The 25,389-nt window shown below is 69.2% G+C and carries 23 protein-coding genes and 1 pseudogene; 14 read left to right on the forward strand and 10 right to left on the reverse strand.

All coding sequences use genetic code 11. The features are described 5' to 3' along the window. The first annotated feature begins 32 nt into the window (after positions 1–32). The 11 genes and pseudogenes from ACFSXZ_RS01970 (at position 33) to ACFSXZ_RS02020 (ending at position 10,659) form a co-directional block, all read left to right on the forward strand. On the forward strand, positions 33–1,418 hold the full coding sequence (locus ACFSXZ_RS01970; protein ID WP_378260572.1) for an amidohydrolase family protein: 1,386 nt from the start codon (positions 33–35) through the stop codon (positions 1,416–1,418). After that, positions 1,415–2,428, forward strand: a complete 1,014-nt coding sequence (locus ACFSXZ_RS01975; RefSeq protein WP_378260574.1) for an ABC transporter permease — start codon at positions 1,415–1,417, stop codon at positions 2,426–2,428. The genes ACFSXZ_RS01970 and ACFSXZ_RS01975 overlap by 4 nt, the downstream gene beginning before the upstream one ends. Before the next feature lie 69 nt (positions 2,429–2,497). Beyond that, the gene (locus tag ACFSXZ_RS01980; protein WP_378260576.1) at positions 2,498–3,676 is read left to right on the forward strand and encodes a substrate-binding domain-containing protein; all 1,179 of its coding nucleotides are present in this window, start codon (positions 2,498–2,500) and stop codon (positions 3,674–3,676) included. A gap of 17 nt (positions 3,677–3,693) precedes the next feature. Beyond that, positions 3,694–6,180 (forward strand): ATP-binding cassette domain-containing protein, encoded by a 2,487-nt coding sequence (locus tag ACFSXZ_RS01985; RefSeq protein WP_378260578.1) that lies wholly within the window; start codon positions 3,694–3,696, stop codon positions 6,178–6,180. Positions 6,181–6,232: 52 nt separating this feature from the next. Next, positions 6,233–6,436 (forward strand): annotated as a pseudogene (locus ACFSXZ_RS01990) (NAD(P)-binding domain-containing protein); the annotation flags it as partial. 22 nt (positions 6,437–6,458) lie between these two features. Further along, positions 6,459–6,605 carry a hypothetical protein gene (locus tag ACFSXZ_RS01995; RefSeq protein WP_378262803.1) on the forward strand — a complete coding sequence of 49 codons (147 nt, stop codon included), beginning with the start codon at positions 6,459–6,461 and terminating at the stop codon, positions 6,603–6,605. A 118-nt stretch (positions 6,606–6,723) separates the two neighbouring features. Beyond that, on the forward strand, positions 6,724–8,085 hold the full coding sequence (locus ACFSXZ_RS02000; protein ID WP_378260580.1) for a M24 family metallopeptidase: 1,362 nt from the start codon (positions 6,724–6,726) through the stop codon (positions 8,083–8,085). Further along, the gene (locus tag ACFSXZ_RS02005; RefSeq protein WP_378260582.1) at positions 8,085–9,110 is read left to right on the forward strand and encodes a ketopantoate reductase family protein; all 1,026 of its coding nucleotides are present in this window, start codon (positions 8,085–8,087) and stop codon (positions 9,108–9,110) included. Before ACFSXZ_RS02000 ends, ACFSXZ_RS02005 begins: the two co-directional genes overlap by 1 nt. Continuing rightward, a complete protein-coding gene (locus ACFSXZ_RS02010; protein ID WP_378260586.1) occupies positions 9,107–9,598 on the forward strand; it encodes a hypothetical protein in 492 nt (163 codons plus the stop codon). The genes ACFSXZ_RS02005 and ACFSXZ_RS02010 overlap by 4 nt, the downstream gene beginning before the upstream one ends. Before the next feature lie 95 nt (positions 9,599–9,693). Beyond that, on the forward strand, positions 9,694–10,341 hold the full coding sequence (locus ACFSXZ_RS02015) for a class I SAM-dependent methyltransferase (RefSeq protein WP_378260588.1): 648 nt from the start codon (positions 9,694–9,696) through the stop codon (positions 10,339–10,341). Between the two features lie 45 nt (positions 10,342–10,386). Beyond that, positions 10,387–10,659 carry a transposase gene (locus ACFSXZ_RS02020; protein ID WP_378260590.1) on the forward strand — a complete coding sequence of 91 codons (273 nt, stop codon included), beginning with the start codon at positions 10,387–10,389 and terminating at the stop codon, positions 10,657–10,659. On the opposite strand, the gene ACFSXZ_RS02025 is transcribed toward ACFSXZ_RS02020, so the two are convergent. Continuing rightward, positions 10,545–11,822, reverse strand: a complete 1,278-nt coding sequence (locus tag ACFSXZ_RS02025) for a dihydrolipoamide acetyltransferase family protein (protein ID WP_378260592.1) — start codon at positions 11,820–11,822, stop codon at positions 10,545–10,547. The two genes, ACFSXZ_RS02020 and ACFSXZ_RS02025, sit on opposite strands and share 115 nt — an antisense overlap. Positions 11,823–11,852: 30 nt before the next feature. Further along, on the reverse strand, positions 11,853–14,048 hold the full coding sequence (locus ACFSXZ_RS02030; protein WP_378260594.1) for an alpha-ketoacid dehydrogenase subunit alpha/beta: 2,196 nt from the start codon (positions 14,046–14,048) through the stop codon (positions 11,853–11,855). Positions 14,049–14,159: 111 nt separating this feature from the next. Here ACFSXZ_RS02030 and ACFSXZ_RS02035 point away from each other — a divergent pair, with 111 nt between their 5' ends. Both ACFSXZ_RS02035 and ACFSXZ_RS02040 read left to right on the forward strand, forming a co-directional pair. Beyond that, on the forward strand, positions 14,160–14,660 hold the full coding sequence (locus ACFSXZ_RS02035) for a VOC family protein (protein ID WP_378260596.1): 501 nt from the start codon (positions 14,160–14,162) through the stop codon (positions 14,658–14,660). Positions 14,661–14,702: 42 nt separating this feature from the next. Continuing rightward, complete coding sequence (locus ACFSXZ_RS02040) at positions 14,703–15,380, forward strand: GntR family transcriptional regulator (protein WP_378260598.1); 678 nt, start codon at positions 14,703–14,705, stop codon at positions 15,378–15,380. A gap of 11 nt (positions 15,381–15,391) precedes the next feature. Here the strand turns inward: ACFSXZ_RS02040 and ACFSXZ_RS02045 are convergent, their stop codons facing one another. Genes ACFSXZ_RS02045 through hutH form a run of 7 tightly spaced genes read right to left on the reverse strand, consistent with a single transcriptional unit; the run spans position 15,392 to position 23,553 of the window. Continuing rightward, on the reverse strand, positions 15,392–15,955 hold the full coding sequence (locus ACFSXZ_RS02045) for a carboxymuconolactone decarboxylase family protein (protein ID WP_378260600.1): 564 nt from the start codon (positions 15,953–15,955) through the stop codon (positions 15,392–15,394). 55 nt (positions 15,956–16,010) lie between these two features. After that, positions 16,011–16,790 carry an IclR family transcriptional regulator gene (locus tag ACFSXZ_RS02050; RefSeq protein WP_378260602.1) on the reverse strand — a complete coding sequence of 260 codons (780 nt, stop codon included), beginning with the start codon at positions 16,788–16,790 and terminating at the stop codon, positions 16,011–16,013. After that, on the reverse strand, positions 16,787–17,932 hold the full coding sequence (gene hutI, locus ACFSXZ_RS02055; RefSeq protein WP_378260604.1) for an imidazolonepropionase: 1,146 nt from the start codon (positions 17,930–17,932) through the stop codon (positions 16,787–16,789). Before hutI ends, ACFSXZ_RS02050 begins: the two co-directional genes overlap by 4 nt. Further along, positions 17,920–19,212, reverse strand: coding sequence for a formimidoylglutamate deiminase (locus tag ACFSXZ_RS02060; protein ID WP_378260606.1), 1,293 nt, complete (start codon positions 19,210–19,212; stop codon positions 17,920–17,922). Before ACFSXZ_RS02060 ends, hutI begins: the two co-directional genes overlap by 13 nt. Next, the gene (locus ACFSXZ_RS02065) at positions 19,209–20,408 is read right to left on the reverse strand and encodes an allantoate amidohydrolase (protein WP_378260608.1); all 1,200 of its coding nucleotides are present in this window, start codon (positions 20,406–20,408) and stop codon (positions 19,209–19,211) included. The genes ACFSXZ_RS02060 and ACFSXZ_RS02065 overlap by 4 nt, the downstream gene beginning before the upstream one ends. Next, entirely contained in the window at positions 20,405–22,051 is a 1,647-nt protein-coding gene (hutU, locus tag ACFSXZ_RS02070; protein WP_378260610.1) for a urocanate hydratase, read from the reverse strand. Before hutU ends, ACFSXZ_RS02065 begins: the two co-directional genes overlap by 4 nt. Continuing rightward, positions 22,048–23,553, reverse strand: a complete 1,506-nt coding sequence (hutH, locus tag ACFSXZ_RS02075; RefSeq protein WP_378260612.1) for a histidine ammonia-lyase — start codon at positions 23,551–23,553, stop codon at positions 22,048–22,050. Before hutH ends, hutU begins: the two co-directional genes overlap by 4 nt. 407 nt (positions 23,554–23,960) lie before the next feature. Here hutH and ACFSXZ_RS02080 point away from each other — a divergent pair, with 407 nt between their 5' ends. Further along, positions 23,961–24,659: a hypothetical protein gene (locus tag ACFSXZ_RS02080; protein ID WP_378260614.1), complete on the forward strand. Its 699-nt coding sequence runs from the start codon at positions 23,961–23,963 to the stop codon at positions 24,657–24,659. A 227-nt stretch (positions 24,660–24,886) separates the two neighbouring features. On the opposite strand, the gene ACFSXZ_RS02085 is transcribed toward ACFSXZ_RS02080, so the two are convergent. Continuing rightward, the gene (locus ACFSXZ_RS02085; RefSeq protein WP_378260616.1) at positions 24,887–25,357 is read right to left on the reverse strand and encodes a MarR family winged helix-turn-helix transcriptional regulator; all 471 of its coding nucleotides are present in this window, start codon (positions 25,355–25,357) and stop codon (positions 24,887–24,889) included. Positions 25,358–25,389: the final 32 nt, after the last annotated feature.

A 25,389-nucleotide genomic window follows, 5' to 3' on the forward strand; every position in this document is an offset into this window, starting at 1 on the left:
CACGACGCGGTGTCTTGTGGAGGTTCACGCTCATGCGCACCCTGCTTCTCTCCGGCGGAATCATCGTCACCTGTGATGACCGGCATCAGGTTCTGTGGCCGGGAGACGTCCTGATCGCCGACGGCAAGATCGCCGCCATCGGCCGGGATCTCGATGTGACCGACGCCGAACGGATCGACGTGAGCGGCCGGATCGTGATGCCGGGACTGGTGGACACCCACCGCCACACCTGGCAGTCGGTCGTCCGCAACATCGCGTCGGACTGGACGCTCGATCAGTACCTCGCCGGTCTCCACACGGGACTGAGCAGGTACTTCCGGCCCGAGGACACCTACGCCGGCAACCTGATCGGCGCGCTCGAGGCGCTCGACGCCGGGATCACCACGCTGCTCGACTGGTCCCACAACCTGTTCACCCCGCAGCACACCGACGCCGCGGTCGACGCGCTGACGGAAGCGGGCCTTCGCGCGGTGTTCTCCCACGGCGGCGGGGCGCGGCAGTGGGGCGGCGTGATGCCCTCACCGGTTCCCCATCCCGCCGAGGATGTCCGGCGCCTGCGGGAGGGCCGGTTCGCCACCGACGACGGGCTGGTCACGCTGGGTCTGGCGCTGCGCGGCCCGCAGTTCACCACGATGGAGGTCACGGAGGCCGATTTCCGGCTGGCGCGCGAACTCGGCCTCCGGGTTTCGGTCCACGTCGGCGACGGCCACTGGGGCAAGACCAAGCCCATCCACAAGCTCAACGACGCCGGGTTGCTCTCCGAGACCACGACGTACGTCCACTGCAACACCCTCGCCGACGACGAACTACGGCTCATCGCGGACACCGGCGGCACCGCGTCCGTCGCGGCCGACGTCGAAATGCAGATGGGCCACGGCTGGCCCGCGACGGACCGTCTGCTCGCCGTGGGCATCAAGCCGTCGCTGTCGGTCGACGTGTGCAGTTCGATCGGGGGCGACATGTTCACTTCGATGCGCACGACGATCGCGGTGCAACGAGCCACCGACAACACCGGTGCGGTCGAGGCGGGCGTGCCGTTGGAGCGGGTCAAGCTCAGTTGCGCGGACGTGCTCCGGTTCGCGACGATCGAAGGCGCCCGGGCCAACGGGCTGGACCGGGTCACCGGTTCCCTCGAAGCCGGCAAGGCCGCGGACATCCTGATCCTGTCCGATGACACGCTGGCCACCATGCCGATCAACAACCCGTTCGGCACGATCGTCTACAGCGCGCATCCCGGCCTGGTGAAGGACATCCTGGTGGACGGGAAGTTCGTCAAGCGCGACGGAAAACTGGTCGGCGTCGACCTGAACCGCCTGCGCCGGCTGGCGGAGGCCTCGCGCGACCACGTGATCGGTTCGCTGGAAGGCGCCGCGATCGGCGGCGGCTGGCAGCCCGAACCGAACCTGGCACTCGCGTGAGCGCGCCCGCCCTGACGCAGTCCGTCGTGCGCGCGAGCGATCCGCTCTCGCAACGACTGGTGGCCTGGCCGGTCAGCCGCGCGCTCGCCGCCGTCGTCATCCTCTTCGCGGCGAGCGCGGTGATCGCCCCGGCGAGTGTCAGCCAGAGCGCGCTGCTGGCGATGTTGCCGTTCGCGGCGCTCACCGCGACCGTCTCGGTCGGACAGACGCTCGTCGTTCAGCAGGCCGGTCTCGATCTGTCCGTGGCGGGCGGGATCTCGCTCGGCGCGCTCATCGTGGCCAGGTTCGGATCGCCGCAGTCGCTCGGGCTCACCCTGGCGATGGTGCTGGCGCTCGTCGTGGCACTGGCCGCGGGCACCGTGAGCGGGATGATCATCAGCATCTTCGGCCTGCCGCCCCTGGTCGTGACGATCGCGATGAACGCGCTGCTGATCGGCCTGGTGCAATACCTTTCGGGCGGTTACAGCGCACAGGCGCCGCCGTCGCTGGCGGAGTTCTCGGTGGGCCGGACCTTCGGCATACCGAACCTGGTCTCCGTCGCGGTCATCCTGATCGTGGTGGCGCAGGTCGTGCTCAAGACGACCGTGCTCGGGCGCCGTTTCGAACTGGTGGGTGCCAACCGCCGCACCGCGCACGCGGCGGGGATCAGCACCCGCCGCTATTTGGTAAGCGCTTACATGCTCTCGGCCCTGCTGGCCGCCACCACCGGAATCCTGCTGGCCGGATTCCTGCGCACCACAACACTTTCCTCCGGCGACGCCTATCTCCTGCCCTCGGTCGCCGCGGTGGTGCTGGGCGGGACGGCGCTCTCCGGTGGCCGCGGCAGCCTGGCCGGCACCGCGCTGGGCAGCCTGTTCCTCGGCCAGCTCAACCAACTGGTTCAGACCTACACCCAGACGACGGCCGTGCAGAACATCGTGCAGGCCGTGATCATCGGCGTCGGTATCGTCGTCCAGCTCGATCTGGCGCGCAGACTGCGGCGCCGCACCATCCGGCGAAACCCGAACTGACACCCCGAGTTCCGGCGATCCGGCTTTTCCCTCACCCCACCTCTCCCTGCCGCACTTCAAGGAGATTTCATGTCCAGCAGAGCACGACGTCGTGTCACTGCCGCCCTCGCCACGGCCGCGGTCGTGACCGCGACACTGGCCGCCTGTTCCAGCGTCAACAAGGCCGAACCGTCCACAAACGACTCGTCCGGTGGCGCGAGCAAGGTCGCGGTCGGCAATTCCGGCCCGGTGTCCGCGCTGATCCCGATGGACCAGGTCTGCGGCGACAAGCCGGTCAAGGTCGGCCTGGTCGACGGTTACGGCCTCAACGCGTGGTCGAAGATCGTGCGTGCCGAGGTCGAAGACGAGATGAAGAAGTGCCCGGCGATCACCAGCTTCGACTACGTCGCGGGCCGCGGAGATCTGCAGGCGACACTGGCCGGTATCACCAGCCTCACCACCAAGGGCGTGAACGTTCTTCTGGTCATCCCTGACGCGGGGCCGGGCGCTTCGCACCTGGCGGCCATGCGCGCGGCGACGCGGGCGGGGGTCACGGTGGTCCCGATCGCCTCCGACCCGACCGGTTCGGCTGGTTCCGACTATCTCGACTACGTCGACTGGGACACCGCGTATTCGGGTGAGGTCTGGGCGAAGTGGATGATCGACCGGCTCGGCCCGAAGGGTGGAAACCTCGTGATGCTCGGAGGTCCGGCGGGCAACGCCGTGTCGGCCGCCGAGTTGAAGGGCGTGAAGAAGGCACTCGCCAGTGCACCTCAGGTCAAGCTGCTGACCGAGGAGCCGGTGACGACCAACTGGGACCCGGCGATGGAGCAGCAGGCGATGAGTGCCCTGCTGGCCAAGTACCCGCAGATCGACGGTGTGATCAGTGACTACGGCGCCGCCGTTTCCGGGGCGGTGCGGGCCTTCACCAGTGCCGGACGGCCGCTGGTGCCGATCGCGACCACCGACGACAACGAACTCAGCTGCGGGTTCGACGCGTTGAAGGCCACCAGCCACAACTACGAACTGGCCACGGCCTCGTCCCGGACGTGGATCGGGCGGGTCGGCCTGCGCAAGGCCGTCGCGCAGCTCAACGGCAAGGCCGACGGCGAGCCTTCGCTGGTCCAACTACCCCTGTACGAGGACTCCACCGGCAGCGCGGCCGGCGCCATCGCACCCTCGAAGGCATGCCGGTCCTCGTTGCCCAATGACGCGCCGCCGTCCTCGCAGCTGACCACCGCTCAGCTCGGCTCCCTGTTCGGCGGTTGATCGCGGTGGTGGTGAAGGTGGAAGCAGCGGTCGACACCGCGCTCGCGCTCTCCGGCATCGTCAAGCAGTATCCCGGCGTCCGTGCGCTGGCCGGGGTGGACCTCACCGTCCGTCCCGGCCAGGTCCACGCGGTGCTCGGGGAGAACGGCGCGGGAAAGTCCACATTGGTCGGTGTCGCCGCCGGATCGGTGACCCCGGACCAGGGCCGGATCACGTTGCTGGGCAAGGAATACCCGGCGATGACACCGGTGGTGGCCCGCGCTCACGGGCTGGCGCTGGTGTATCAGACACCGGCGCTCGCGCCGAGCCTGACCGTGGCCGAAGCGATGCTGGTGCTCCTGCCCGAGACGGTGCGCCCCTCGGTCGCCGGCGCTCGCGAATGGACTCGGAACCACTTCGCGGGCCTGGGCCTGGAGATCGACGCCGAACTCAGGATCGCCGACCTGACACCGCGTGAGGCGCACCTGGTCGAGATCGCCGCCGCCCTCGCCACCGATCCGCGGGTTCTCGTGCTCGACGAGCCGACCGAGGCGCTGGGCCCGGACGAGACGGACTGGTTGTTCCGTCAGGTGCGGGCCCTGGTCTCGACCGGTGCCGCGGTCGTCTACATCACGCACCGCATCCCCGAGATCCGGGAGATCGCGGACACGATGACGGTGCTGCGGGACGGCCACGTGGTCGGCGGCGGAGACGTCGCCGAATTCACCGACGAGCAGATCGTCGAACTCATCGTGGGCCGTTCGCTGGACACCACCTTTCCCGGCAAGCCGGATCTCACCGGCGCCGGAACGGTCTTCGAGTTCGAGGGCCTGACCGGCGCCGGGTTCCGGGACGTCAGCGGGTCCGTGCGCGCCGGCGAGATCGTGGGGTTCGCCGGTGTCGAGGGCAACGGGCAACGGGAGGCGCTTCGCGCGCTCGCCGGGCTCGGCCGGTCTCAGGGGAGGGTCCGGGTGGGCAGGCGGACGGCCCGCCTGTCCAGTCCCGCCGCGGCCGCCGCCTGCGGCATCGTGTTCCTGTCGGGGGATCGCCTGCGGGAAGCGATGTTCGGCGATCTGAGCGTCCGCGAAAACGTCGACGCCCTGCGGTTGCCGGACATCGCGGCGGCGCGCTCGCTCGTGCTGCCCGGGAGGGAACGGGCGCTGGTCGCCCCGGCGGTGGCCGCGCTGCGCGTCAAAGCGGCCAGTTTGGACACTCCGGTCAACACCCTCTCCGGCGGCAACCAGCAGAAGGTGCTGCTGGCGCGGGCCAGTCTGGGCTCGCCGAAGGTGCTCGTGGTCGAGGACCCGACCCAGGGTGTCGACGCCGGGGCACGGCTGGAGATCTACCGCGTGCTCCGCGAAGTCGCCGGGCGGGGAACGGCCGTGGTGGTGCTGTCCACCGACGCGGTCGAGCTGGAAGGGCTGTGCGACCGGGTTCTCGTGTTCTCGCGTGGGCGCGTCAAGGCGGAACTACAGGCCGCGACACTGTCGGAACGGGAGATCACCGGCGCGGCCGTGCTCTCCACCGAACTGAGCGAGGAACGGCCACCACCCACCGGATCCCGCACTCGCCGCCGCCTGTTCGGCGGTGAGTCGCAAGCGGTGGCCATGCTGGCGCTGGCCATCCTCGTCGCCGGGCTGACCACGCTGTCGTCGCCGGCGTTTTTGAGCAGCCTCAACATCGGTCAGTTGCTGCTGGCCACCTCGTCGCTGGCCTTCGTCAGCCTCGGCCAGCTCCTGGTGGTGATGACCGGCGGGATCGACCTGTCGGTCGGTTCCGTGGTGGCCCTTTCGGTGGTCACCGTGTCGTTCTTCTCGGGTGGTTCGCCCGCGCTGTTCGTGGTCGGGTTCTGCGGTGCCGCCGGGGCGGGCGCGCTCATCGGTCTGCTCAACGGCCTGCTGGTGTCACGCGTGTCGATGCCGCCGGTGGTGGCCACCCTGGTCACGTCGATCGGCGTGCTGGGGATCGCCCAGTTGTTGCGCCCCCTGCCCGGCGGGCAGGCCGGGGACGCATTGCTCAGCCTGCTCGGCACCACGTTCGGCAGCCTTCCGCTGGTGTTCGTGCTCACCGTCGTGGTGGGCGTGCTCGCGCACGTGGTCGTCCGCCGCACCAGGGCGGGCCGTGCGTTGCGGGCGACCGGGTCCGACGCGGTGCGAGCGGCCCGGATGGGCGTCGGCACCGCGCGCACGAGGCTGTCGGCGTACGCGGTGGCGGGTGTTCTCGCCGCGTTGGGCGGGGTCGCGCTCTTTTCGCAGACCGGCGTCGGCGACGCGTCGGTCGGGCAGGCACTCACCTTGACCTCGGTCACCGCGGTGGTGCTGGGCGGCGCGAGCATCTTCGGCGGCACCGGCTCGGCGCTGGCGACCGTGGCCACCGCGATCTTCCTGCAGACCATCACCAGCGCGCTGAGCTTCCTGTCGGTCAGTTTGGCCTGGCAGTACTGGATCGAAGGCATCCTCGTGGTCGGCGCGGCACTCGTTCCCCTGGCCAGGCGGAACAGTTCCCGCCGAAAGGCGGACGCCTGATGAATCCCTTGTCGCGTAACGGTAATCGCGTCGAGCTGGAGGCGTGACGGGGATGGACGAGAGCACCGGGGCTGTCGGAGTGCTGGGCACCGGACGGATGGGTACGGCCATGGCACGGCGGCTGCTGGCCTCCGGCGAGCGGGTCATGGTGTGGAACCGCACTCCCGCCAAGGCCCGGCCCCTGATCGACGAGGGTGCATTGTGGACGGACACGCCGGACGGGCTCGGCGGCTGTGCGGTCGTCCTCGTCGTGGTTTCGGCTTCCCAGGACCTGATCGATGCGCGAGCACGAGGTGCCGATGCTGCTGTCCGCCACCGTCCGCGAACTGCTTTCCTCGGCGATCGGCCACGGGCTGGCCGAGCGGGATCCGCTGTCGCTCTACGAACTTCAGTCCGCGGCCGCGGGCATGGCCTTGGAGGAGTGACCCGATGACGAATCCGTACACGTACTCGGCGGTCGACGGGCGGGACGCGCACCGTCAGACCGCCGGTTGAGCCGTGCTCGACAGGGGCTCGAAGCACCGAAACAGTCAGGAGAAAGCCATGGGAACGGCCACATTCGGGATGAACGTCGTCGACTGGGAGGCCCGCGTCGACGTCGACCGGCTGCGCCGGGAGCGGCTGGCCAAGCTGAAGAAACAGCTCGACGGTTCCGACGTGGGCGCGTTGCTGACGTTCGACTTCCACAACATCCGCTACATGACCGCCACGCACATCGGCACCTGGGCGATGGACAAGATGATCCGGTTCGCACTGCTTCCCCGGGGCGGCGAGCCGGTGCTGTGGGACTTCGGTTCGGCGGCCCGGCATCATCAGCTCTACGCGCCCTGGCTGGACTACCGCACCGGTCTCGACGTGGCGGAGCCCGCCCGCGGCACCAGCGGGGCGCGGGCCGGGATTTCCGTGCTGCGCGGTGCTTTCCATCCTGACGCCGGCATCGCGGAATCGGTGGCGGACAAGATCTTCGAAGAACTCGAACGCTACGGCCTCCACACCGAACCCATCGGTGTGGACGTCATCGAGATGCCGGTCCTGATGGCCTTGCGCGCCAAGGGAATCAGGGTGGTGGACGGGCAGCAGGTCTTCCTCGAGGCCCGGCGGATCAAGACCGACGACGAGATCTCCCTGCTCACCACCGCCGCGTCGATGGTCGACGCCGCCTACGACGAGCTGTACGCGTTCCTGCGGCCCGGCGTGCGCGAGAACGAAGCGGTCGGACTGGTGTCGAAGCGGCTGTTCGACCTCGGTTCCGAACAGGTGGAGGGCGTCAACGCGATTTCGGGAGAGCGCTGCTCACCGCACCCGCATGTGTTCAGCGACCGTCTGCTGCGGCCCGGCGACCCGGCTTTCTTCGACATCCTGCACAGCTTCATGGGCTACCGCACCTGCTACTACCGGACGTTCGCGGTCGGCAGTGCCTCGCGCGCCCAGGTCGACGCGTACCAGCGGTGCCGCGAATACATGGACCAGGCGATCGAACTGGTCCGGCCCGGTGCCACCACGGCCGACATCGTCAGAGTGTGGCCCACCGCGCGGGAATTCGGCTTCGCCGACGAGGAAGCCGCCTTCGCGTTGCAGTACGGCCACGGCGTCGGGCTGTCCATCTGGGAGAAGCCGATCTTCAGCAGGCTGGTCTCGCTCGACCATCCCGAAGTGCTCGAGGAGGGCATGGTCTTCGCGCTGGAAACCTACTGGCCTTCGGCCGATGGGGTGGGCGCGGCGCGGATCGAGGAGGAACTGGTGGTGACCGCCGACGGCGCCGAGGTCATCACGAAGTTCCCGGCCGAACGGCTGCTGGTCGCGGGCCAGCGCTACTACGGCGTCGGCGGCCCGCTGCCCACCGAACGTCATGCCCAGTCCCACATCAACAACCGTCCCGACCCACGGACCCAGGAGGTGGCCTGATGACAGGCCGACGCATCGCAGTACTCGGCACCGGCGCGAACGGCGCCGCGATCGGCGCGGACCTGACGCGGGCCGGCCTCGACGTCACGTTCATCGAGCAGTGGCCCGAGCATGTCGCCGCGATGCGTGCGGCGGGCGTCCGGGTGGACATGCCGGACGAAAGCGTCGTGACCCGGGTGGACGCGTTCAACCTGTGCGAGGTGGCGACCATGCGTGTCCCCTTCGACGTGGTGTTCGTGCTGGTCAAGGCCTACGACACGCGATGGGCGTGCGAACTGCTCAAGCCGCTGGTCAAACCGGACGGCCTGGTGATCGGGCTGCAGAACGGGATGACGGTCGACACGATCGCCGATGTGATGGGCGCCGAGCGGACGCTGGGTGCGGTGATCGAGTGCAGTTCCGCGATGTTCGAGCCCGGCGTGGTCGAGCGGCACACGCCCCCGGCGAAGTCGTGGTTCGGACTGGGCAGTCCGACGGCGGCGACCCACGGGCGCGAGGCCGAGGTCGCGGAGATCCTCGGGCACGCGGGCACGGTCGAAATCGTCGACGACATCCGGTCGGCCAAGTGGATGAAGCTCGTCGTCAACGCCGGTGAGCTGGTGCCGTCGGCGATTCTGGACGTGCCGATGCGCGAAGCCTTGGACACGCCCGGAATGCGGGAGTTCATGCTGCGGGCCGGGGTGGAGGCGGCCGAGGCCGCGGTCGCGGCCGGTCACCGTCTGGTGCCGATCTTCGGCCTCGGCGGTCTCGACCCCTCGGACCCGCACGGTTTCGTGGAAACCCTGCTCGACACCGTGATGTACGACTTCGCGCTGCCCCACACCAGGACGACCGTGCTGCAGGACTGGATGAAGGGCAGGCGCTGCGAGGTCGCCGAGATCAACGGCCTGGTCGTGGAGGAACTCGCCCGGCACGGGCGATCCGCGCCCGCCAACGCGATCGCGGTGGAGCTGGCGCGGCGGATCGAGTACGGGGAACTCAAGGCACAGCCGGAAAACGTGGACCTGATGGTGGGACGGCTATGACGAAGCTGCTCATCGAGGATGCCGCCGTCGTCACCATGGATCCCGCGCTCGGCGAGTTCGAGCGGGCGAGCATCCTGATCGAGGACGGCACGATCGTCGCGGTCGGCCCCGGCCTCGAAGCCGACGCCGAGCGCACCGACGCGTCGGAGATGATCGCCATGCCCGGCATCATGCCCCGGCTCGTCGCGATACCCCGCGCCTCGATTTCAGCCACCAGGACAAGCTCGTCCCGATACAGCTTCCGGCGCTGGATTTCTTTCTCCCGCAACGCATCGAGCACCGCCGTGTCGCTCAGCGAGGACACGTGCCCGGGAGTCAGTGTGGCCATGTCCACGAGTATACCAGCGTATCGAACGGGTGTTTACACACTTTCGAGTACAATTAAACCGAGCGAACGGACCATTCGCGCGCCGGCGGAACCCACAGGTCAATGCGCCACCTGGGATGATGACCGTGGTGCCCCCAGCGGCGGCGATAGGCTTGGCTAGTGCCGTGAACACCCAGACCAGACTTGCCTGACCACGATCGGGCTCACGTCGTTCCGGACGCTGCCCGTGTCAGTGGTACCCGCTACATTCCCGGAATGGTCGATCTGGACTCCCTCCCCGCCACCCGTGATGCCTACGACGCCGTCGCAACGCGCTATGCACAGCACTTCACTGACACTCTGCGTGACCGGCCGCTGGAGCGTGCGCTGCTCGCCGCGTTCGCCGAGTCGGTACACGCTGGTGGCGAAGGCGAGGTCGCGGATCTGGGCTGCGGGCCCGGGCATATTACCGCTCATTTAAGACGGTTGGGACTGCGTGCCTTCGGTATTGACGCGTCGCCCGCGATGATCGCGCTGGCCCAGGAGGCCAACCCGGAGCTGCGGTTCGAGGTGGGCTCGATGGCAGCGCTCGACATCGCGGACGGTGCGCTGGGCGGGGTGCTTTCGCGATCCTCGATCATCCACATCCCACCGCAGGACCTCCCGACCGTGGTCGCGGAGTTCGCCCGGGTCCTGGCCCCGGGGGGTCAGCTGCTGATCAGTTGCTACGCCACCGATGACCCCTCGATCTCCAAGCAGTCCTTCGACCACTCGGTGATGACGGCCTATCGCTGGTCGCCCGACCACCTGGCGGGGGTGCTGCGTGATGTTGGCGTGCGCGAGATCGCCCGGGTGCTGTTCCAGCCGAAGGCCACGGACAAGCGGCAATTCGATGAGCTGCATTTGCTGGCGGCCAAGAATTAGGGCTTCGACCAGTGGGTTCGCCGGGCTGGTGGTACCGCCGGTTGGATGTGCAGTGATGTCCGTCCGACTGCTGGGGGTGTAGTGGCTCGGCGCGTCATCTTCGACAACCTGTCCGCGCACAAGGGCGAGAAGATCCGCCGCTGGGCCAGGAAGCACCGGGTCGAACTGTGCTTCACCCCGGCCTACGCGTCCTGGGCCGGGCCTCAGGCGAGCAGTCTCAGCGGCTCCTCCAGGGTCGTCACCAGCACACCCATCCAGCGGGCGGCGAGCGCGCCGTCGATCGCGCGGTGGTCGACCGAGAGGACGAGCGCCAGCTGAGTGGCCACCTCGACCGTGCCGTCGACGACCACGGGAGCCTGGACGCCGGCGCCGACGGCCAGGATCGCGGAGTGGGGCGGGTTGATGATCGCGGAGAACTCCTCGACCCCGAACATGCCGAGGTTGGTGACGCTGATCGAACCGCCTTCCAGGTCGTGCTGCCGCAGTTTCCCGTCGCCTGCCTGTGCGACGTAGGCCTTGACCTGGGCGGCGATCGCACTCGGCGTCGCCTTCTCGACCGCGCGCAGCACGGGCGTGACCAAGCCTCGCTCCGAGGCGATCGCGACCGCGATGTCGACCGATTCGAACTGGCGCAGGGCGTCGTCGGCCCAGACGACGTTGGCCTCCGGCACCGCCCGATGTGCCACGGCGACCGCGCGCAGCACGAGGTCGTTGACGGAGATCTTCGTCGCCGAGACCTCGTTGAGCCGCTTGCGAAGGTCGAGCAGTGCGTCGATGCGCGCGGTCCGTTTGAGGTAGAAGTGCGGGATCGTCTGCTTGCTCGCCGTCAGGCGGTTCGCGACCGCACGCCGCAACCTCGAGTGCGGGATCTCTCGGAAACCCAGCGGAAAACCGTTGTGTGGCAATGGTTCGGCGGACCGGGTCACCGGTGGCTCGGCGGGAACCTCGGGGACCACGTCGGTTCCGGCCTGTCGCGCGTGCGCCACTGCCTGCGCCACTGCCTGCTCCACGTCGCGGCGGACGATCCGGCCGCCCGGGCCTGTGCCGCGCACCGTGTCCAAGGACAGGCCCGCCTCCTTGAGCAGCTTGCGTGCCAACGGGCTGGCGAAGATTCGTTTCGCCGCACCGTTTTCCGCCACTGTCTGCGGCGCCGCCGGCGGTGTTGTCTCCGGCACGGTCTCCGGGACCGCCGACGGCACGCCGAGTTCGGCGAGCAGCGCGTCGATGTCGCCGACCTGCTCGTCCTTGGCCGCCAGAACCGCCATGGGGGAGCCGACCTCCACCGTGGCCCCTCCACTCACCAGCGCGCGCACGATCACCGCGTCGGTCTCGGCCTCCATTTCGACGGAGGCCTTGTCGGTTTCGAGGACCACGATCGGCTCCCCGGCGGCGAAGGGCGTGTTCTCGCCGACCAGCCACTGGGACAGCACGGCTTCCGTGGCGCCCGCGGCGATCTCGGGCACGCGCAGCAGCGTTGCCATGACTTCACTCCTTGATCTCGGGCAGCCCGGTCAGCGCGACGCGGTCAGTTCGGCGGCGATGCCGCGCAGGGCGGTGACGACTTCCTCGGTGCGGGCGGTCGCCGCGCGCTCCAGCACCTTGCTGATGCTCGGCGACGCCTCTCCGCCGGTGACCCGCTCGACGGGCGCGTCGAGCCAGTCGAACAGACGACGCTGGATCTCGTCGGCGAGCCACCCGCCGTAGGACGTACCGATCGCGCCCTGCTCGACGATGAGGACGCGGTTGGTCTTCCGGACGCTCTGCTCGATGGTGGTCCAGTCCAGGCTGGCGCGGTCGAGCCACCGCAGGTCGACGAGGTCGGCCGTGATCCCGGGTACCTCGTCGAGCGCTTCGAGGCAGTGCCCGACCATCGACAGGTAGGAGATCACCGTGAGGTCTTTCCCTTCACGGCGCAGCGCCGCCTTGCCCACCGGGATGCGGTAGTCGAGGTCCTCGGCCGGCGCCGTGCCGGTGGCGGCGTAGAGGTCCACGTGTTCCAGCACGACCACGGGGTCGTCGCAGGCGATCGCGGTGTTCATCAGCCCCACGTAGTCGAACGGGTTCGACGGCGCGGCCACCCTCAGTCCCGGCGCCGTGGCGAGAATCCCCGCCGGGTCCATCGAGTGCTGCGAGCCGTAGCCCGTGCCGGCGGAGAGTTTGGTGCGCAGCACGAACGGCACCGCGTGCTCGCCACCGAACATGTGGCGGGCCTTCGCCACCTGGTTGAACAACTGGTCGGCCGCGACCCACATGAAGTCGGCGTACATGAATTCCACGATCGGCCGGAACCGGCCGTCGAGCGCCATGCCGCCACCGAGACCGGTGAACGCGTTCTCGCTGATCGGGGTGCCGAGCACGCGTCCGGGGAACTGTTCGAGCGCTCGTTTCGTGGCGCCGTTCGTGCCGCCCTTGAGCCGGTGGACGTCCTCGCCCAGTACGACGACCCGGTCGTCGGTCTCCAGCCGGCGGGCGATCACGTCGCTGACGACGTCGATGAACTTGCGCTCCGCCAGCTCCCCGGAGAACGTGTCCGCCTCCTCGTAGCGGCTGCCCGCCAGCTCCCGCAGGTCGCCGCGGACGCCCACGTCGACGAAACCGGGATCGGGCCACAGCGCGGGCCTGATCCGGCGCTGACCGGGCTTGCCGCCGGGGAGCGGTTCGAGCAGTTCTTCCCCGATTTCCCGCATCACCCGGTCGATCTCGTCCCGGGCCGCGCGCACCTCGTCCTCGGAGACCAGCTCGCGGCGGAGGACCTGGGCGGTCAGCAGGTCGATCGGATCCCGGTCGCGCCAGGCCTTTTCCTCGGCCTTGTCGCGATAGCCGAACGCACTGCCGGGGTAGGGGCCGTTCTGGTGGAAGTAACGGTAGACGTCGGCCTCGATGATGACCGGGCCGTTGCCCGCCCGCAGGTGCGCCAGCGCCTCGGTCATGGCCAGGTGGACCGCGAGTGGATCCATTCCGTCGACGCGCCAGGCGGGGATGTTGAACCCGAGGCCGCGGCCGGACAGGCGCGGCTCCGCGGTCGCCTCGTCGACGGTGGTGGCCAGGGCGTACTGGTTGTTCTCGATGAAGAAGCACAACGGCAGCCGCCACGCGGCGGCGAGATTGAAGGTCTCCAGGACGGACCCGATGTTGACCGCGCCGTCGCCGAAGTAGGTCACGGTGACCGCGTCCGTTCCGGCGTGCCGCTGGTTCCATGCGAAGCCCGCGGCCTGCGGGACGCCGCCACCGACGATCGCGTTCGTGCCCAACGCACCGGCCTCACGCCACCGCAGGTGCATGGACCCGCCACGACCCCGGCAGTAGCCCTCCGCCAGGCCGCAGATCTCGGCCAGGGTCCGCCGCAGCACGGTGCGGACCTCGTCGTTGAGTTCGGGCAGTACTCCGGACTTGTGCGGCATCACGTGGCCGAAGGCCTTCGCCAGGAACTGGTGGTGCCCGCGGTGCGAGCCGTTGACGAAGTCGTCGCTCCGCAGGGGGAGTACCGACCCGACCGCGCCGCCCTCCTGACCGATGCTCGAGTGGGCCGGTCCGTGGACAAGGCCCTGTGCGGCCAGTTCGAGCACGTACTCCTCGAACCTCCGGATCCACATCGCCTGACCGAGCATCCGCACCAGCGTGTCCGGGTCGGCGGCGTCCCAGTCCTTCCTCGAGGTGGTCAGCGCGACCCAGGGCGAGGCGGCGGTCAGGTTCTCACGGGCGGGCATCGGCTGCTTCTCCCAACATGGACACGAGATGGATCCATTTCGCGGCTCGGCAGCTAGGTTATGGCTAACATAGAGCCGAAATCAAGCACAAATGGATCCAATGGAGGATTGATGCCCATCCCCGGACTGACCCGCGTCGATCACTTCGGCATCACCGTCCCCGACCTCGACCAGGCGCGGGAGTTCTTCGTCGACGTCCTCGGGTGCGAGTACCTGTACACGCTCGGTCCCTTCGGCGGCGACGGCCGGTGGATGCGCGAGCGTCTGGGCGTGGACGAGGCGGCCGTCATGCGCCGGCTGCACTTCTTCCGGCTCGGCGGCCAGGCGATCTTCGAGGTCTTCGAGTACGAGGCACCCGGCCGCCGCGAAGACGTGCCGCGGAACAGCGACATCGGCGGTCACCACATCGCGCTCTACGTGGACGATCTCGACGCCGCCGTCGCCGACCTGCAACGCCGTGGCCTGCGGGTGTTCGGCGAACCTACGGCCAGCAAGGGCGCCAGCGAGGGCCAGCGGTGGATCTATTTCCTCTCACCGTGGGGTGCGCAGTTCGAGTTGGTGTCCTACCCGGGCGGGAAGGCGTTCGATCACCACCCGGAGCGGTTCGCCTGACAGACTGTCCGCGTAGTGAGCGCGCCCGACGGAGGAGGAGCAGTGTCCGATCGCGACGGTGCCGTGCCGGCCACCGTGGCCAGTCAGCGGATCGCCGATCACCTGCGTGACCGCATCCTGGCCGGTGAACTGGCTCCGGGCGCCAGGATCATCCAGGACGAGCTCGCCGAGGAACTGCGGACGAGCCGTCTGCCGGTGCGCGAGGCACTGCGGATCCTGCACTCACAGGGACTTGTGACCCTGCGAGCCAACCAGGGCGCGTGGGTCACCAGCATGGACATGCGCCAGTGCGAGCTGACCTACAAGATGCGTGAGCGGCTGGAACCGTTGCTGCTGACCGAATCGGCACCACGGTTGACCGTCGAGGACATCACCGAACTCGAGGAGATCCAGGCCCGCATCGACGAGACCGAGGACGTCGAGAAATTCCTCGTCCTCGACCGGCGGTTCCACTGGACCACCTACCGCGGGCACCGCGACGCCGACGAACTCGCCACCCTGGTCGCACGGCTGTGGGACACCACGCAGCACTACCGCCGCGCCTTCACCAGGCTGGCGGGCGAACGGCGGTGGTGGACCATCCGCGCCGAGCACCGCCTGCTCATCGAAGCCCTGCGCGACCACGACCATTCGTCTGCGGCCGACGTGCTGGAACTCCACATTCGCCGGACGCGAGTCGAACTTTCCCGCCATCCCGAGGTATTCCAGAACACGGCCTGAGGTCCAGAAGATTACGGGATCTGGTCCGCGTCGAAGATCCGCAACTGCAGGGCCAGCAGTTCGTAGTAGCCGATCAGGGTGGTGAGTTCGAAGACCCCGGCGGGACCGACGACCGCGGCGATTTCCTGGTACTCGGCGTCGGTGAGGGTGCGGTGCGCGAGGATGCGTTCGGTCGCCGCGGCCACGGCGGCTTCGGCGGGATCCGCGAGATCGGGCCGGATTCCCTCGCGCAGCGCGGCCATCTCGTCCGCGGTCAGCCCGGCGCGCGCTCCGGCGGCTTCGTGGGCATAGCGTTCGAACCGGCTGGCCCGGTGCGCGGCCACCATCAGGATGGCGATTTCCCTGGCCCGGTCCGACAGTTCTCCCCGGTACCGGATAGCGGCGCCCAGCCGCTGGAGGGCGTCGCCGATCGCCGGGTGGAGGAGCATGGCGTTGAACGGGCCTTCGAGGCCGCCGTCCTCATCGGTCAGGCTGAAGACACCGTTCGCCGTCCGGGGCCCGCTCGCGATCGCGTCGTAGACCACGCGCTGGTGTTCGTCGAGCTGGTCGGGAGTCAACCGGGCGATGCGGGCCATGAGGGTGCCTCCTCTTCGGACCGCGAGCATACCCGTCCCGGGCGCGCGATCGGGCTCAGCCGTCGCGGCCGCGCAGCCGTTGGGTGAGCTCACGCGCGACCTCGCGGACGGCGGCCGCGCGTCGCGGCCAGGTCTCCCCGCACGGGCGGTCGCCCGGGCACTCGTGCCGGAACGTCATGCTGACCGCCGCGATCGGGTGGCCGGAGTGGTCGACGACCGGATAGGCGACCGAGGCGAAGTCCCGGGTGATGAAACCGTCCTCCACCGCCCAGCCGGTGCGGGTCTCGGCGGAGAGAACCTGGCGCAACTCGGTGAGGTAGCGCGGCCCCCGCCCGGTGCGGCGCACGAAGTCTTCCCTGCCGGGAAAGAGCACCCGCACCTGTGCCTTCGGCAACCGGGCCAGCATCGCGCGTCCCGACGCCGTCAGGTGTGCCGGAAGGCGGACCCCGGCCTCGGTGACCACGGTCTCCGGACGGCGCGGCCGCTCCTTGATCAGGTAAAGCAGCTCGTTGCCGTGCAGCACGCCGAGGTGCGCGGTGTGCTGCTGGTCGTCGACCAGCTGTCGCAGGATCGGCCCGGCGAGCCGTTCGAGGGGTACGCGGCGCAGGGAGGCCGAGCCGAGTTCGACCGCCGCGATCCCCAGCCCGTAGCGGCGCTCGCCGGGCAGGTAGGTCACGAAACCGGCGGCCGACAGTTCCGCGAGGAGGTGGTAGGTCGTGGACCGGGGAATGGTGAGTTCACGCGTGATGGTCGCGGCGGAGACCGGTCCCGCGTGCTCGGCAAGCAGCCGCAACACCGCGAGCCCTCTCCGCAGCGCGGGAATTTCGGTCATCATGTCATTTTGACTCCTCGACGCCACACTGCCCAGGTCAGCGGGACGCCGGGACGGTAGGCCAGGTGGGTGATCCCTGGCGCGTCGAGGACGTGAACGTCGGCCCGGGCGCCTACGCGGATCACGCCGACATCCTCACGCCGCAGGGCCCGAGCGCCGCCGGCGGTCGCGGCCCATACGGCTTCCTCGACCGACAGCCCCATCTGCAATACCGCTGTCGTCACACAGAAGGCCATCGAGGTGGTGTACGAGCTACCCGGGTTCGCGTTGGACGCCAAGGCGATCACCGCTCCGGCGTCGAGCAGCCGCCGGGCAGGCGCGAGCGGGTGGCGTGTCGACAGGTCGCAGGCGGGCAAAAGGGTCGCGACGGTGTCCGAACCAGAAAGCGCTTCCAGGTCCTGGTCGGTCAGATGGGTGCAGTGGTCCACACTGGCCGCGCCGAGACGGACCGCCAGCTGAACGCCGGGCCCGGGGCCGAGCTGGTTTCCGTGCACCCGCACGCCGAGTCCGGCCCCGAGCGCCGCCCGTAACACCCGCTCGGACCGCGCTTCGTCGAAGGCGCCCTGTTCACAGAACACGTCCACCCAGCGCACGGAGTCCGCGACCGCGGCGAGCATCTCGCCGCTCACCAGATCCACGTATCGCTCTCCGTCCACGCCAGGGGGAACCACGTGCGCGCCGAGGAAGGTGACTTCGTCGACGGCCTCGGCGGCGATCCGCGCCGATCTGACCTCGTCGGACACGGTCAGCCCGTAGCCGGTCTTGGTCTCCAGGCAGGTCGTTCCCTGCCGCACGGCTTCGGCGACCAGCCGGGAAAGGTTCGCCGCCAGTTCGGTGTCCGTCGCCGCCCGGGTCGCCTCCACCGTGACGGCGATTCCCCCTGCGGTGTAAGGGTTGCCCGACATCCGCGCCTCGAACTCGGCGGTGCGGTCACCGGCGAAGACAAGGTGCGTGTGGCTGTCCACCCAGCCCGGCAACACGGCCCGCCCTCCGACGTCCACCCGCTCGTCGGCAGCGGGCGGGGCCGAAGCGGAACCGACCCAGGCGATCCGCTCGCCGTCGAGCACGAGCGCCGCTTCCCGGCGCCTGCCCAGCTCCGGATCGTTCGTGGTCAGCTCGCCGATGCCGGTGATCAGGATCGCCACAACGCCTCGATTTCCTTGCCCAGCAACGCTTCCGGCGTCTCGATCAGCTGGTGTGCACGGTCCCGTACGACCCATCGGCCGCCGATCAGCACGTCCGTCACGTCGGCCGCGGTGGCGGCGAACAGCGCCCCGGCAGGCTCGGTTCCGGCCGTCCGCACGGAACCGAGGTCGACGACGACCAGGTCCGCGGCGGCCCCTGGGGCGATCCTGCCTGCCTCGCCCCAGCCGATCGCGTCGTGTTCGGTCGCCGTCGTCAGGAGCTCCGGCACCGCGAACCGGCCGCGTTCTTCGGCGGCCAGGCGGTCGTCCAGCTCCAACGCGCGGGCTTCCTCGAAGGCGTCGATCACGGCGTGACTGTCGCTGCCGAGGCAAAGTCCGACGCCCTCGTCAGCCAGTACTCGCGCGGGGCCGATGCCGTCACCGAGATCCCGTTCCGTCGTCGGGCAGAAGCAGACGCGCGTACCGGTCCGCGCGAGCAGCCGGACATCGTCCGGCGTGAGGTGGGTCGCGTGCACGGCGACGGTCCTGGGGCCGAGTACTCCAGCGTCATCGAGCAATGCGGCCGGCGTCCGCCCGTGGCGGCGGAGGCATTCGGCGTTTTCCGCCTGCTGCTCGGAAAGATGGACGTGCAGTGGCCCGGCCCACTCGGCCACGACCGCGAGCTGATCGAACGGCACCGCGCGGACCGAATGGACCGCGGCACCGACCCGGGCTCCTTCCGGGGTAAAGGATTCCACCCGGGCGGCCCACGCTTCGGCATCCGCGTCGGCGAACCGGCGCTGCACATCGTCGAGTTCGCGACCGAAGCCGCCCGTCAGGTAACACGCGTCGAGGACGGTCAGCCTGATCCCGGCTTCGTCGGCGGCACGGACGAGCGCGTGGCTCATCTCGTTCGGATCGGCGTAGGGCGTCCCGTCGGGCGTGTGGTGCACGTAGTGGAATTCACCTACGCTCGTGTACCCGGCCAGCACCATCTCGGCGTAGACGCCGCGAGCAAGCCGGTAGTACGAATCCGGGTCGAGTTTCGCGGCCAGTGCGTACATGCGCTCCCGCCACGTCCAGAACGTGCCACGCTCGTGATGCGTCCTGCCTCTCAGCGCTCGGTGAAAGGCATGCGAATGACCGTTGGCGAAACCGGGTACGACAAGTCCTTCGAGGATGGTCCCGGTCCGGGGCGCGTCCTTGGTCACGGACACCAGAACGCCCTCGGAGACCGATAGGCGCACGTCATCGGCGACCCCGTCCGGAAGCCAGGCATGCTCACACCAGTAATCCGTCATGTCGAGAAGTTCCTGAGCACTTCGGTCAAGGCTCGGGCGCCGTGTTCGACATCGGCGTCCTCGGCGAATTCCTCGGGGGCGTGGCTGATTCCGGTCGGGTTCCGCACGTAGAGCATGCTCGCGGGAACGTGCTCGGCGAGGATGGCGGCGTCGTGCCCTGCTCCGGTCGGCAGTTCGGGCACCTCTGGAAGCAGCCCGGCCAGTCGTTTCCTGAGCACGGGATCGAAGGTGACCCCGCCGGCGTAGGACTCCTCGGCGATCGTCACCTCGCAGCCTTCCTCGGACGCGGCCTGCCGCGCGGCGTCCGCGATGGCGTCGACCATCGACCTGGTCCGGTCGTCACCGGTGACCCGCGCGTCCAGCCAGACGTCCACTGTGGACGCGATCACGTTCGTACCACCCGGCCGCGGGACGAGCCTGCCGACGGTCGCGCGAGCACCGGCCACCCCGGACGCGATCCGGCGGGCGGTGGTGACCAGGGAGGCGGCGGGCAGCATCGGGTCGCGCCGGCCTTCCATCAGCGTCGCGCCCGCGTGATTTCCCTGTCCACGGAACGAAAACCGCCACCGGCCGTGCGGGATCACCGTGCTCCCGACCGCGACCGGCGAGTCGAGGTCGATCAGCCCCCGGCCCTGCTCGACGTGCAGTTCGACGAACGTGCCGATTCTGGACAGCGCGGGCACGTCCCGTCCGAAACGGGCCGGGTCCAGTCCGGACCGCGACGCGGCCTCCGCGAGCGTCACACCGTCAGGGCCGCGCAGCGCGCGCGCCTGATCGGCGTCGAGCGAACCGGTGAGGAGCCGGGAGCCGAGGCACGGCACCCCGAAGCGGCCGCCCTCTTCCTCGGCGAACATCACCACCGCCAGCGGCCGTGTGGGGCGAAATCCTTCGGTGTGCAGGGTTTCCATCGCGTGCAACGCGCTGACCACTCCGAGCGGACCGTCGAACGCGCCGCCGCCCGGCACCGAGTCGAGGTGACTTCCGGTCACGACCGCGCCCGGCCCCGGCATACCCCACCACGCCCAGATATTGCCGTTCCGGTCGGTCTCCACGCTCAGCGCACGCCGCTCGGCCTGCTCCACGAACCACGTCCGCAACTCCGCGTCGGCTCCGTCGAACGCGTGCCGCGAATAGCCTCCACGCCGTCGATCCCGCCCGACATCGGCGATCTCGCGGAGCAAAGCCACCGCGCTCACGAGCCTTCCCGCATCGGAATCCGGAGACCGTGGTCCGCCCCGATCCGGGCCGCTCGCTCGTATCCCGCGTCGACGTGCCGGATCACTCCCATCCCGGGGTCGTTGGTCAGCACCCGCTCGATCTTCTGCCCGGCCAACGGCGTGCCGTCCGCCACGCACACCTGCCCGGCATGGATCGACCGCCCCATGCCGACCCCGCCACCATGGTGGATCGACACCCAGCTCGCCCCGGAAGCGGTATTGACCAGCGCGTTGAGCAGCGGCCAGTCGGCGATCGCGTCGGATCCGTCCGCCATCGCCTCGGTCTCCCGGTAGGGCGATGCGACGCTGCCCGCGTCGAGATGGTCCCGCCCGATCACAACGGGCGCTTGGAGTTCGCCGCTGGAAACCATCTCGTTGAACCGCGACCCCGCCAGGTGCCGCTCGCCGTAGCCGAGCCAGCAGATCCTCGCCGGAAGCCCTTGGAAGGCGACGCGCTCACCGGCCAGCCGGATCCAGCGGGCCAGGGAATCGTTGTGCGGGAACAGATCCAGGATCGCCCGGTCGGTCGCCGCGATGTCGCCCGGGTCGCCGGACAGCGCGGCCCAGCGGAACGGTCCCTTGCCCTCGCAGAACAGCGGCCGGATGTAGGCGGGGACGAAGCCGGGGTAGTCGAAGGCCCGCTCGCAGCCACCGAGTTTCGCCTCGCCGCGCAGTGCGTTGCCGTAGTCGAAGACCTCCGCTCCCGCGTCGAGAAACCCGAGCATCGCATCGACATGCTTGGCCATCGATTCCCGCGCCCGTTCGGTGAACTCCTCGGGTTTGGCGGCCGCGTAGTCGTGCCAGTCGTCGACCGGCACGCCGACCGGGAGATACGCCAGTGGCTCGTGCGCCGACGTCTGATCGGTGACGATGTCCGCTTCGAGCCCCCGCCGAAGCAACTCCGGCAGCACTTCGGCCGCGTTGCCGATCACGCCGACCGACAGGGCTTTCCCGTCCCTCTTCGCCTCGGTCACCCGGACGACCGCGTCATCGAGATCGGAGGCCAGTTCGTCGAGGTAGCGAGTCTCCAGCCGGCGGCGGGCGCGGGCCGGGTCGCACTCGACCACCAGCGCCACGCCTCCGTTCATCGTGACCGCCAGCGGTTGCGCACCGCCCATTCCGCCGAGACCGGCCGTCAGGGTCAGCGTGCCCTTGAGCGAACCCCCGAACCGCTTGGCCGCCACGGCGGCGAACGTTTCGTACGTGCCCTGCAGAATGCCCTGCGAGCCGATGTAGATCCACGAACCGGCGGTCATCTGCCCGTACATCATCAACCCGGCTCGCTCCAGTTTCCGGAATTCGGGCCAGTTCGCCCAGTCTCCGACCAGGTTCGAGTTGGCCAGCAGGACCCGGGGCGCCCACTCGTGCGTGCGGAACACGCCCACCGGTTTGCCGGACTGGACCAGCAACGTCTCGTCACTGTCCAAAGTGGTCAGGCACCGGGTGATCGCGTGGAAGCTGGCCCAGTCCCGTGCGGCCTTTCCCGTGCCGCCGTAGACCACCAGATCCTCCGGCCGCTCGGCGACCTCCGGATCGAGGTTGTTGTGGAGCATCCTCAACGCGGCTTCGGCCTGCCAGTTCTTCGCGGTCAGCGCCGATCCGCGAGCCGCCCGCACGGTCATGGTGACACCTCCAGAATCGCACCCGATGACACAAGCTCTTCCACGGCTTCGATCTCCGGCGCCAGGTGCCGGTCCGGCCCCGGTCCGCCGACTCGTTCCCTTACCAGGTCCCGGATCGCGCCGGTGACCGGCGACGGCCGCAGCGGCGCCCGGAAGTCGAGGGCGCGGGCCGCGGTCAGCAGTTCGATCGCCAGCACCGTGGTCAACCCGTCGACGGCCCGGCGCAGCTTGCGGCCCGCCGCCCAGCCCATCGACACGTGGTCCTCCTGCATCGCGCTGCTCGGAATGGAGTCGACCGAAGCGGGCACGGCCAGCCGCTTGAGCTCACTGACGACGGCGGCCTGCGTGTACTGCGCGATCATGTGGCCGGAGTCGACGCCGGGATCGTGAGCCAGAAACGGGGGCAACCCGTGTGAGCGCGAGACGTCGAGCATCCGGTCCGTGCGCCGCTCGGCGATACTGGCCACATCGGCGACCGGAATGGCCAGGAAGTCCAGCACGTAAGCGATCGGCGCGCCGTGGAAATTGCCGTTGGATTCGACTCGGCCGTCCGCCAGCACGACCGGGTTGTCGATCGCCGCGGCGAGTTCACGATCCGCGACCACTTCCGCGTAACCGACCGTGTCGCGTGCCGCGCCGTGCACCTGTGGCGCGCACCGCAGCGAATAGGCGTCCTGCACGCGAAGGTCTTCGGGGCCGCGATGACTCGCGACGATGCCGGAACCCGCGAGCGCGGTGAACATTCGCCGCGCGGAGACCGCCTGACCCGGATGCGGGCGCAACGCCTGAAGGTCGGCGGCGAACGCGCGATCCGTACCGAGCAGCGCCTCGACGCTCATCGCCCCCGTCAGGTCCGCCGTGGCGAGAAGGCGGTCGAGGTCGGCCAGGGCCAGGATCAGCATGCCGAGCATCCCGTCGGTGCCGTTCGTCAGCGCCAGCCCTTCCTTCTCGGCGAACACGATCGGCTCGATCCCCGCCTCCCGCAGGGCTTCCCCCGAGGGCAGCCGCCGTCCGGTGCCGTCGATGACCTCGCCCTCGCCCATCATGGCGAGCGCCACCGCCGCGAGCGGTGCGAGATCGCCGGAGCAGCCGAGCGAGCCGTATTCGCGCACCACCGGCACCAGGCCCTCGTTCAACAGAGCGGCCAGCGTGGTCGCGGTCTCCGGCCGGACTCCCGTGTGCCCACCGGCCAGCGTGCGAAGGCGCAACAGCATCAGCGCACGGGTGACCTCCGGTTCGACCACGGGCCCGGCGCCCGCGGAGTGCGAGCGGATCAGCGAACGCTGCAGCGCGGTCCGGTCCTCCGGCGGAATATGCTTGATCGCCAGTGCGCCGAATCCGGTGGACACGCCGTAGGTCGGTGTGGCCGCGCGAGCCAGGGCGTCGATATGCTGCCGCGTCACGGTCAGGTTCTTCACCACGGACTCCGCGAGCTCCACCCGCGCCTGGCCGCGTGCCACGGCCACCACCTGGTCCCGGCTGAGCGGACCCGAAATCATCATGTGCCCATTCGACCCCATGTCTCCGGTCGAGATGGCTCACGGCGGAGGAGTTTTGTCTGGTATCCCAGACACCCCACGCGCCCGTTGCTCTTATTGAGTGGATGTCAACACGAGGAGGTGTAGCGGTTGCCGTTGGTGGGTAAGGGAAACGAACTGCCGACGGACAGCGCTGGGAGGCGTGAGTGACCTCGAAAGCCCGCATCGGACGCCGGACCCTCCTCCTTTCATCGGTACTCGGACTGGTCGGCGCGTGTGCCGGCCGCACTCCTGCCCCTCCTCCGCCACCGCAACAAATACGCGCCAACGCGACTCCGGCCCCGACCACCTCCACGACACCCGAAGTTCCGCCCCCTCCTCCGTTCCGGGTGGGGTTCTGCGGCGCTCCGGGCAGCCCCGCGCTGGGCCGGATGACCGGAGACCTGGACGCGGCCGGTGCGGAGCTGCGACGGCAACTCGGGGCCTACCCGGGAAATCCGCAGCCGGTCGTGGAGTTGATCGCCACCGTGGTGCAGGGTTCTCCCGGTTCCGACGGGTTGTACCGGACGCGGGCCGACGACTCGACGGTGCAGCAGTACCTCGACGAAGCCCGGCGGCTCCAGGGCATGCTGCTGCTGAACATCCAGCCGGGGCACGCAGAGTTCCTCGAGGAGGTGCGAGCCTACGAGCATTGGCTGACCCAGCCCGACATCGGGATCGCGCTCGATCCGGAGTGGGCAGTGGATCCCGGCGTCAAACCGGGCCAGGCGTATGGGCATATCGACGGCTCGAAGCTCGACGCCATCTCCTCCTATTTGTCGGAACTGGTCGCCCGGCACTCGCTGCCCACGAAAATGCTGGCCTACCATCAGGTCGCCGCGTCGGTGGTGCGTTCGGAGGACGATCTGCGACCTCATTCCGGGGTGTACCCGGTCAAGATCGTGGACGGGATCGGCAGCCGCGACCTCAAACTCGACACCTGGAACGTCGTGATGCGGACCAAACCGGCGCACGTCGCGGCCGGCTTCAAGCTCTTCTACGACGAAGACACCCGGGGCGGCTCGGTGTTGATGCGCCCGGACGAGGTGATGGCGCTGACCCCGGCGCCCTCCTACGTCGTCTACGAATGATCTGCCATCGTCGTTTCATCGGGATTTCATCGCGGCGGTTGAGCTAGCCTGGTTGTTGTGTTCGGTCTGGCTGAGCCGCCGTTGTTCACCCGTCGGCACGGCGCCGGCCGGATCCTGATCGCCGGGGCAGGCGGCGGTTTCATTGAGCCACGGGCGATCTGGTCGACATCGCCGAGCGTTCGGCCCGTCGTGAACTGCTCGGTCGGAGCGGATTCCGGCGGGCGAATCTACTCGGCGTCGGCGGCGGTTTCGAAGCGCTCGATCGTCTGTTCACTCCAGGTCCGGATGACGCTGGCCTGCTGGGGAGTGAGGGAATCGAGAAAGTAGCGACGGATATTGCCCGCGTGTTCGATGATCGCGTTCTCGGCGGCGTCGCGGCCGTTGGCGGTCAGGCCGATCGCGGTGCGACGGCCCGCGGCCCCGGACTGGGTCCGCGCCACGAAGCCGCGGTTTTCCATGCGGGTCAGTTGGTGGGAGACGCGGCTTTTTTCCCAGTCGAGCGACTCGTTCAGTTCGGCGACTCGCATTTGGTGACCGGGTGCCTGCCACAGTGTCACCAGCACGCTGAACTCGGCCTTCGAGATGCCGCACTCGCGCTGCAGGCCGCGGTCGAGTTCCCGGGTGAGCAGGCGCTGCGCGCGCATCCAGGTGTCCCAGAACTCCCACTCGCCGGGTTCGAGCGTACGAGTCTCCGCCATGCCGGAGATCATACGGGCCGCCTACAGTTGAC

It is taken from the genome of Amycolatopsis pigmentata (assembly GCF_042684065.1).
Lineage (GTDB): Bacteria > Actinomycetota > Actinomycetes > Mycobacteriales > Pseudonocardiaceae > Amycolatopsis_E > Amycolatopsis_E pigmentata.

What these genes read in the sequence shown, in the direction of transcription:
- ACFSXZ_RS02045 (WP_378260600.1), bottom strand. Translation starts at nt 15,955, where the DNA reads ATGGCCCGCATCGCCCGGTTGACTCCCGACCAGCTCGACGAACACCAG.
- ACFSXZ_RS02030 (WP_378260594.1), bottom strand. Translation starts at nt 14,048, where the DNA reads ATGCCCGCCCGTGAGAACCTGACCGCCGCCTCGCCCTGGGTCGCGCTG.
- ACFSXZ_RS01995 (WP_378262803.1), top strand. Translation starts at nt 6,459, where the DNA reads ATGCGCGAGCACGAGGTGCCGATGCTGCTGTCCGCCACCGTCCGCGAA.
- ACFSXZ_RS02020 (WP_378260590.1), top strand. Translation starts at nt 10,387, where the DNA reads ATGTGCAGTGATGTCCGTCCGACTGCTGGGGGTGTAGTGGCTCGGCGC.
- ACFSXZ_RS01980 (WP_378260576.1), top strand. Translation starts at nt 2,498, where the DNA reads ATGTCCAGCAGAGCACGACGTCGTGTCACTGCCGCCCTCGCCACGGCC.
- ACFSXZ_RS02085 (WP_378260616.1), bottom strand. Translation starts at nt 25,357, where the DNA reads ATGGCGGAGACTCGTACGCTCGAACCCGGCGAGTGGGAGTTCTGGGAC.
- ACFSXZ_RS02025 (WP_378260592.1), bottom strand. Translation starts at nt 11,822, where the DNA reads ATGGCAACGCTGCTGCGCGTGCCCGAGATCGCCGCGGGCGCCACGGAA.
- ACFSXZ_RS02060 (WP_378260606.1), bottom strand. Translation starts at nt 19,212, where the DNA reads ATGACGGATTACTGGTGTGAGCATGCCTGGCTTCCGGACGGGGTCGCC.
- ACFSXZ_RS02050 (WP_378260602.1), bottom strand. Translation starts at nt 16,790, where the DNA reads ATGATGACCGAAATTCCCGCGCTGCGGAGAGGGCTCGCGGTGTTGCGG.
- ACFSXZ_RS02035 (WP_378260596.1), top strand. Translation starts at nt 14,160, where the DNA reads ATGCCCATCCCCGGACTGACCCGCGTCGATCACTTCGGCATCACCGTC.
- ACFSXZ_RS01970 (WP_378260572.1), top strand. Translation starts at nt 33, where the DNA reads ATGCGCACCCTGCTTCTCTCCGGCGGAATCATCGTCACCTGTGATGAC.
- ACFSXZ_RS02000 (WP_378260580.1), top strand. Translation starts at nt 6,724, where the DNA reads ATGGGAACGGCCACATTCGGGATGAACGTCGTCGACTGGGAGGCCCGC.
- ACFSXZ_RS02010 (WP_378260586.1), top strand. Translation starts at nt 9,107, where the DNA reads ATGACGAAGCTGCTCATCGAGGATGCCGCCGTCGTCACCATGGATCCC.
- ACFSXZ_RS02005 (WP_378260582.1), top strand. Translation starts at nt 8,085, where the DNA reads ATGACAGGCCGACGCATCGCAGTACTCGGCACCGGCGCGAACGGCGCC.
- hutU (WP_378260610.1), bottom strand. Translation starts at nt 22,051, where the DNA reads ATGACCGTGCGGGCGGCTCGCGGATCGGCGCTGACCGCGAAGAACTGG.
- ACFSXZ_RS02080 (WP_378260614.1), top strand. Translation starts at nt 23,961, where the DNA reads ATGACCGGAGACCTGGACGCGGCCGGTGCGGAGCTGCGACGGCAACTC.
- hutH (WP_378260612.1), bottom strand. Translation starts at nt 23,553, where the DNA reads ATGATGATTTCGGGTCCGCTCAGCCGGGACCAGGTGGTGGCCGTGGCA.
- ACFSXZ_RS02015 (WP_378260588.1), top strand. Translation starts at nt 9,694, where the DNA reads ATGGTCGATCTGGACTCCCTCCCCGCCACCCGTGATGCCTACGACGCC.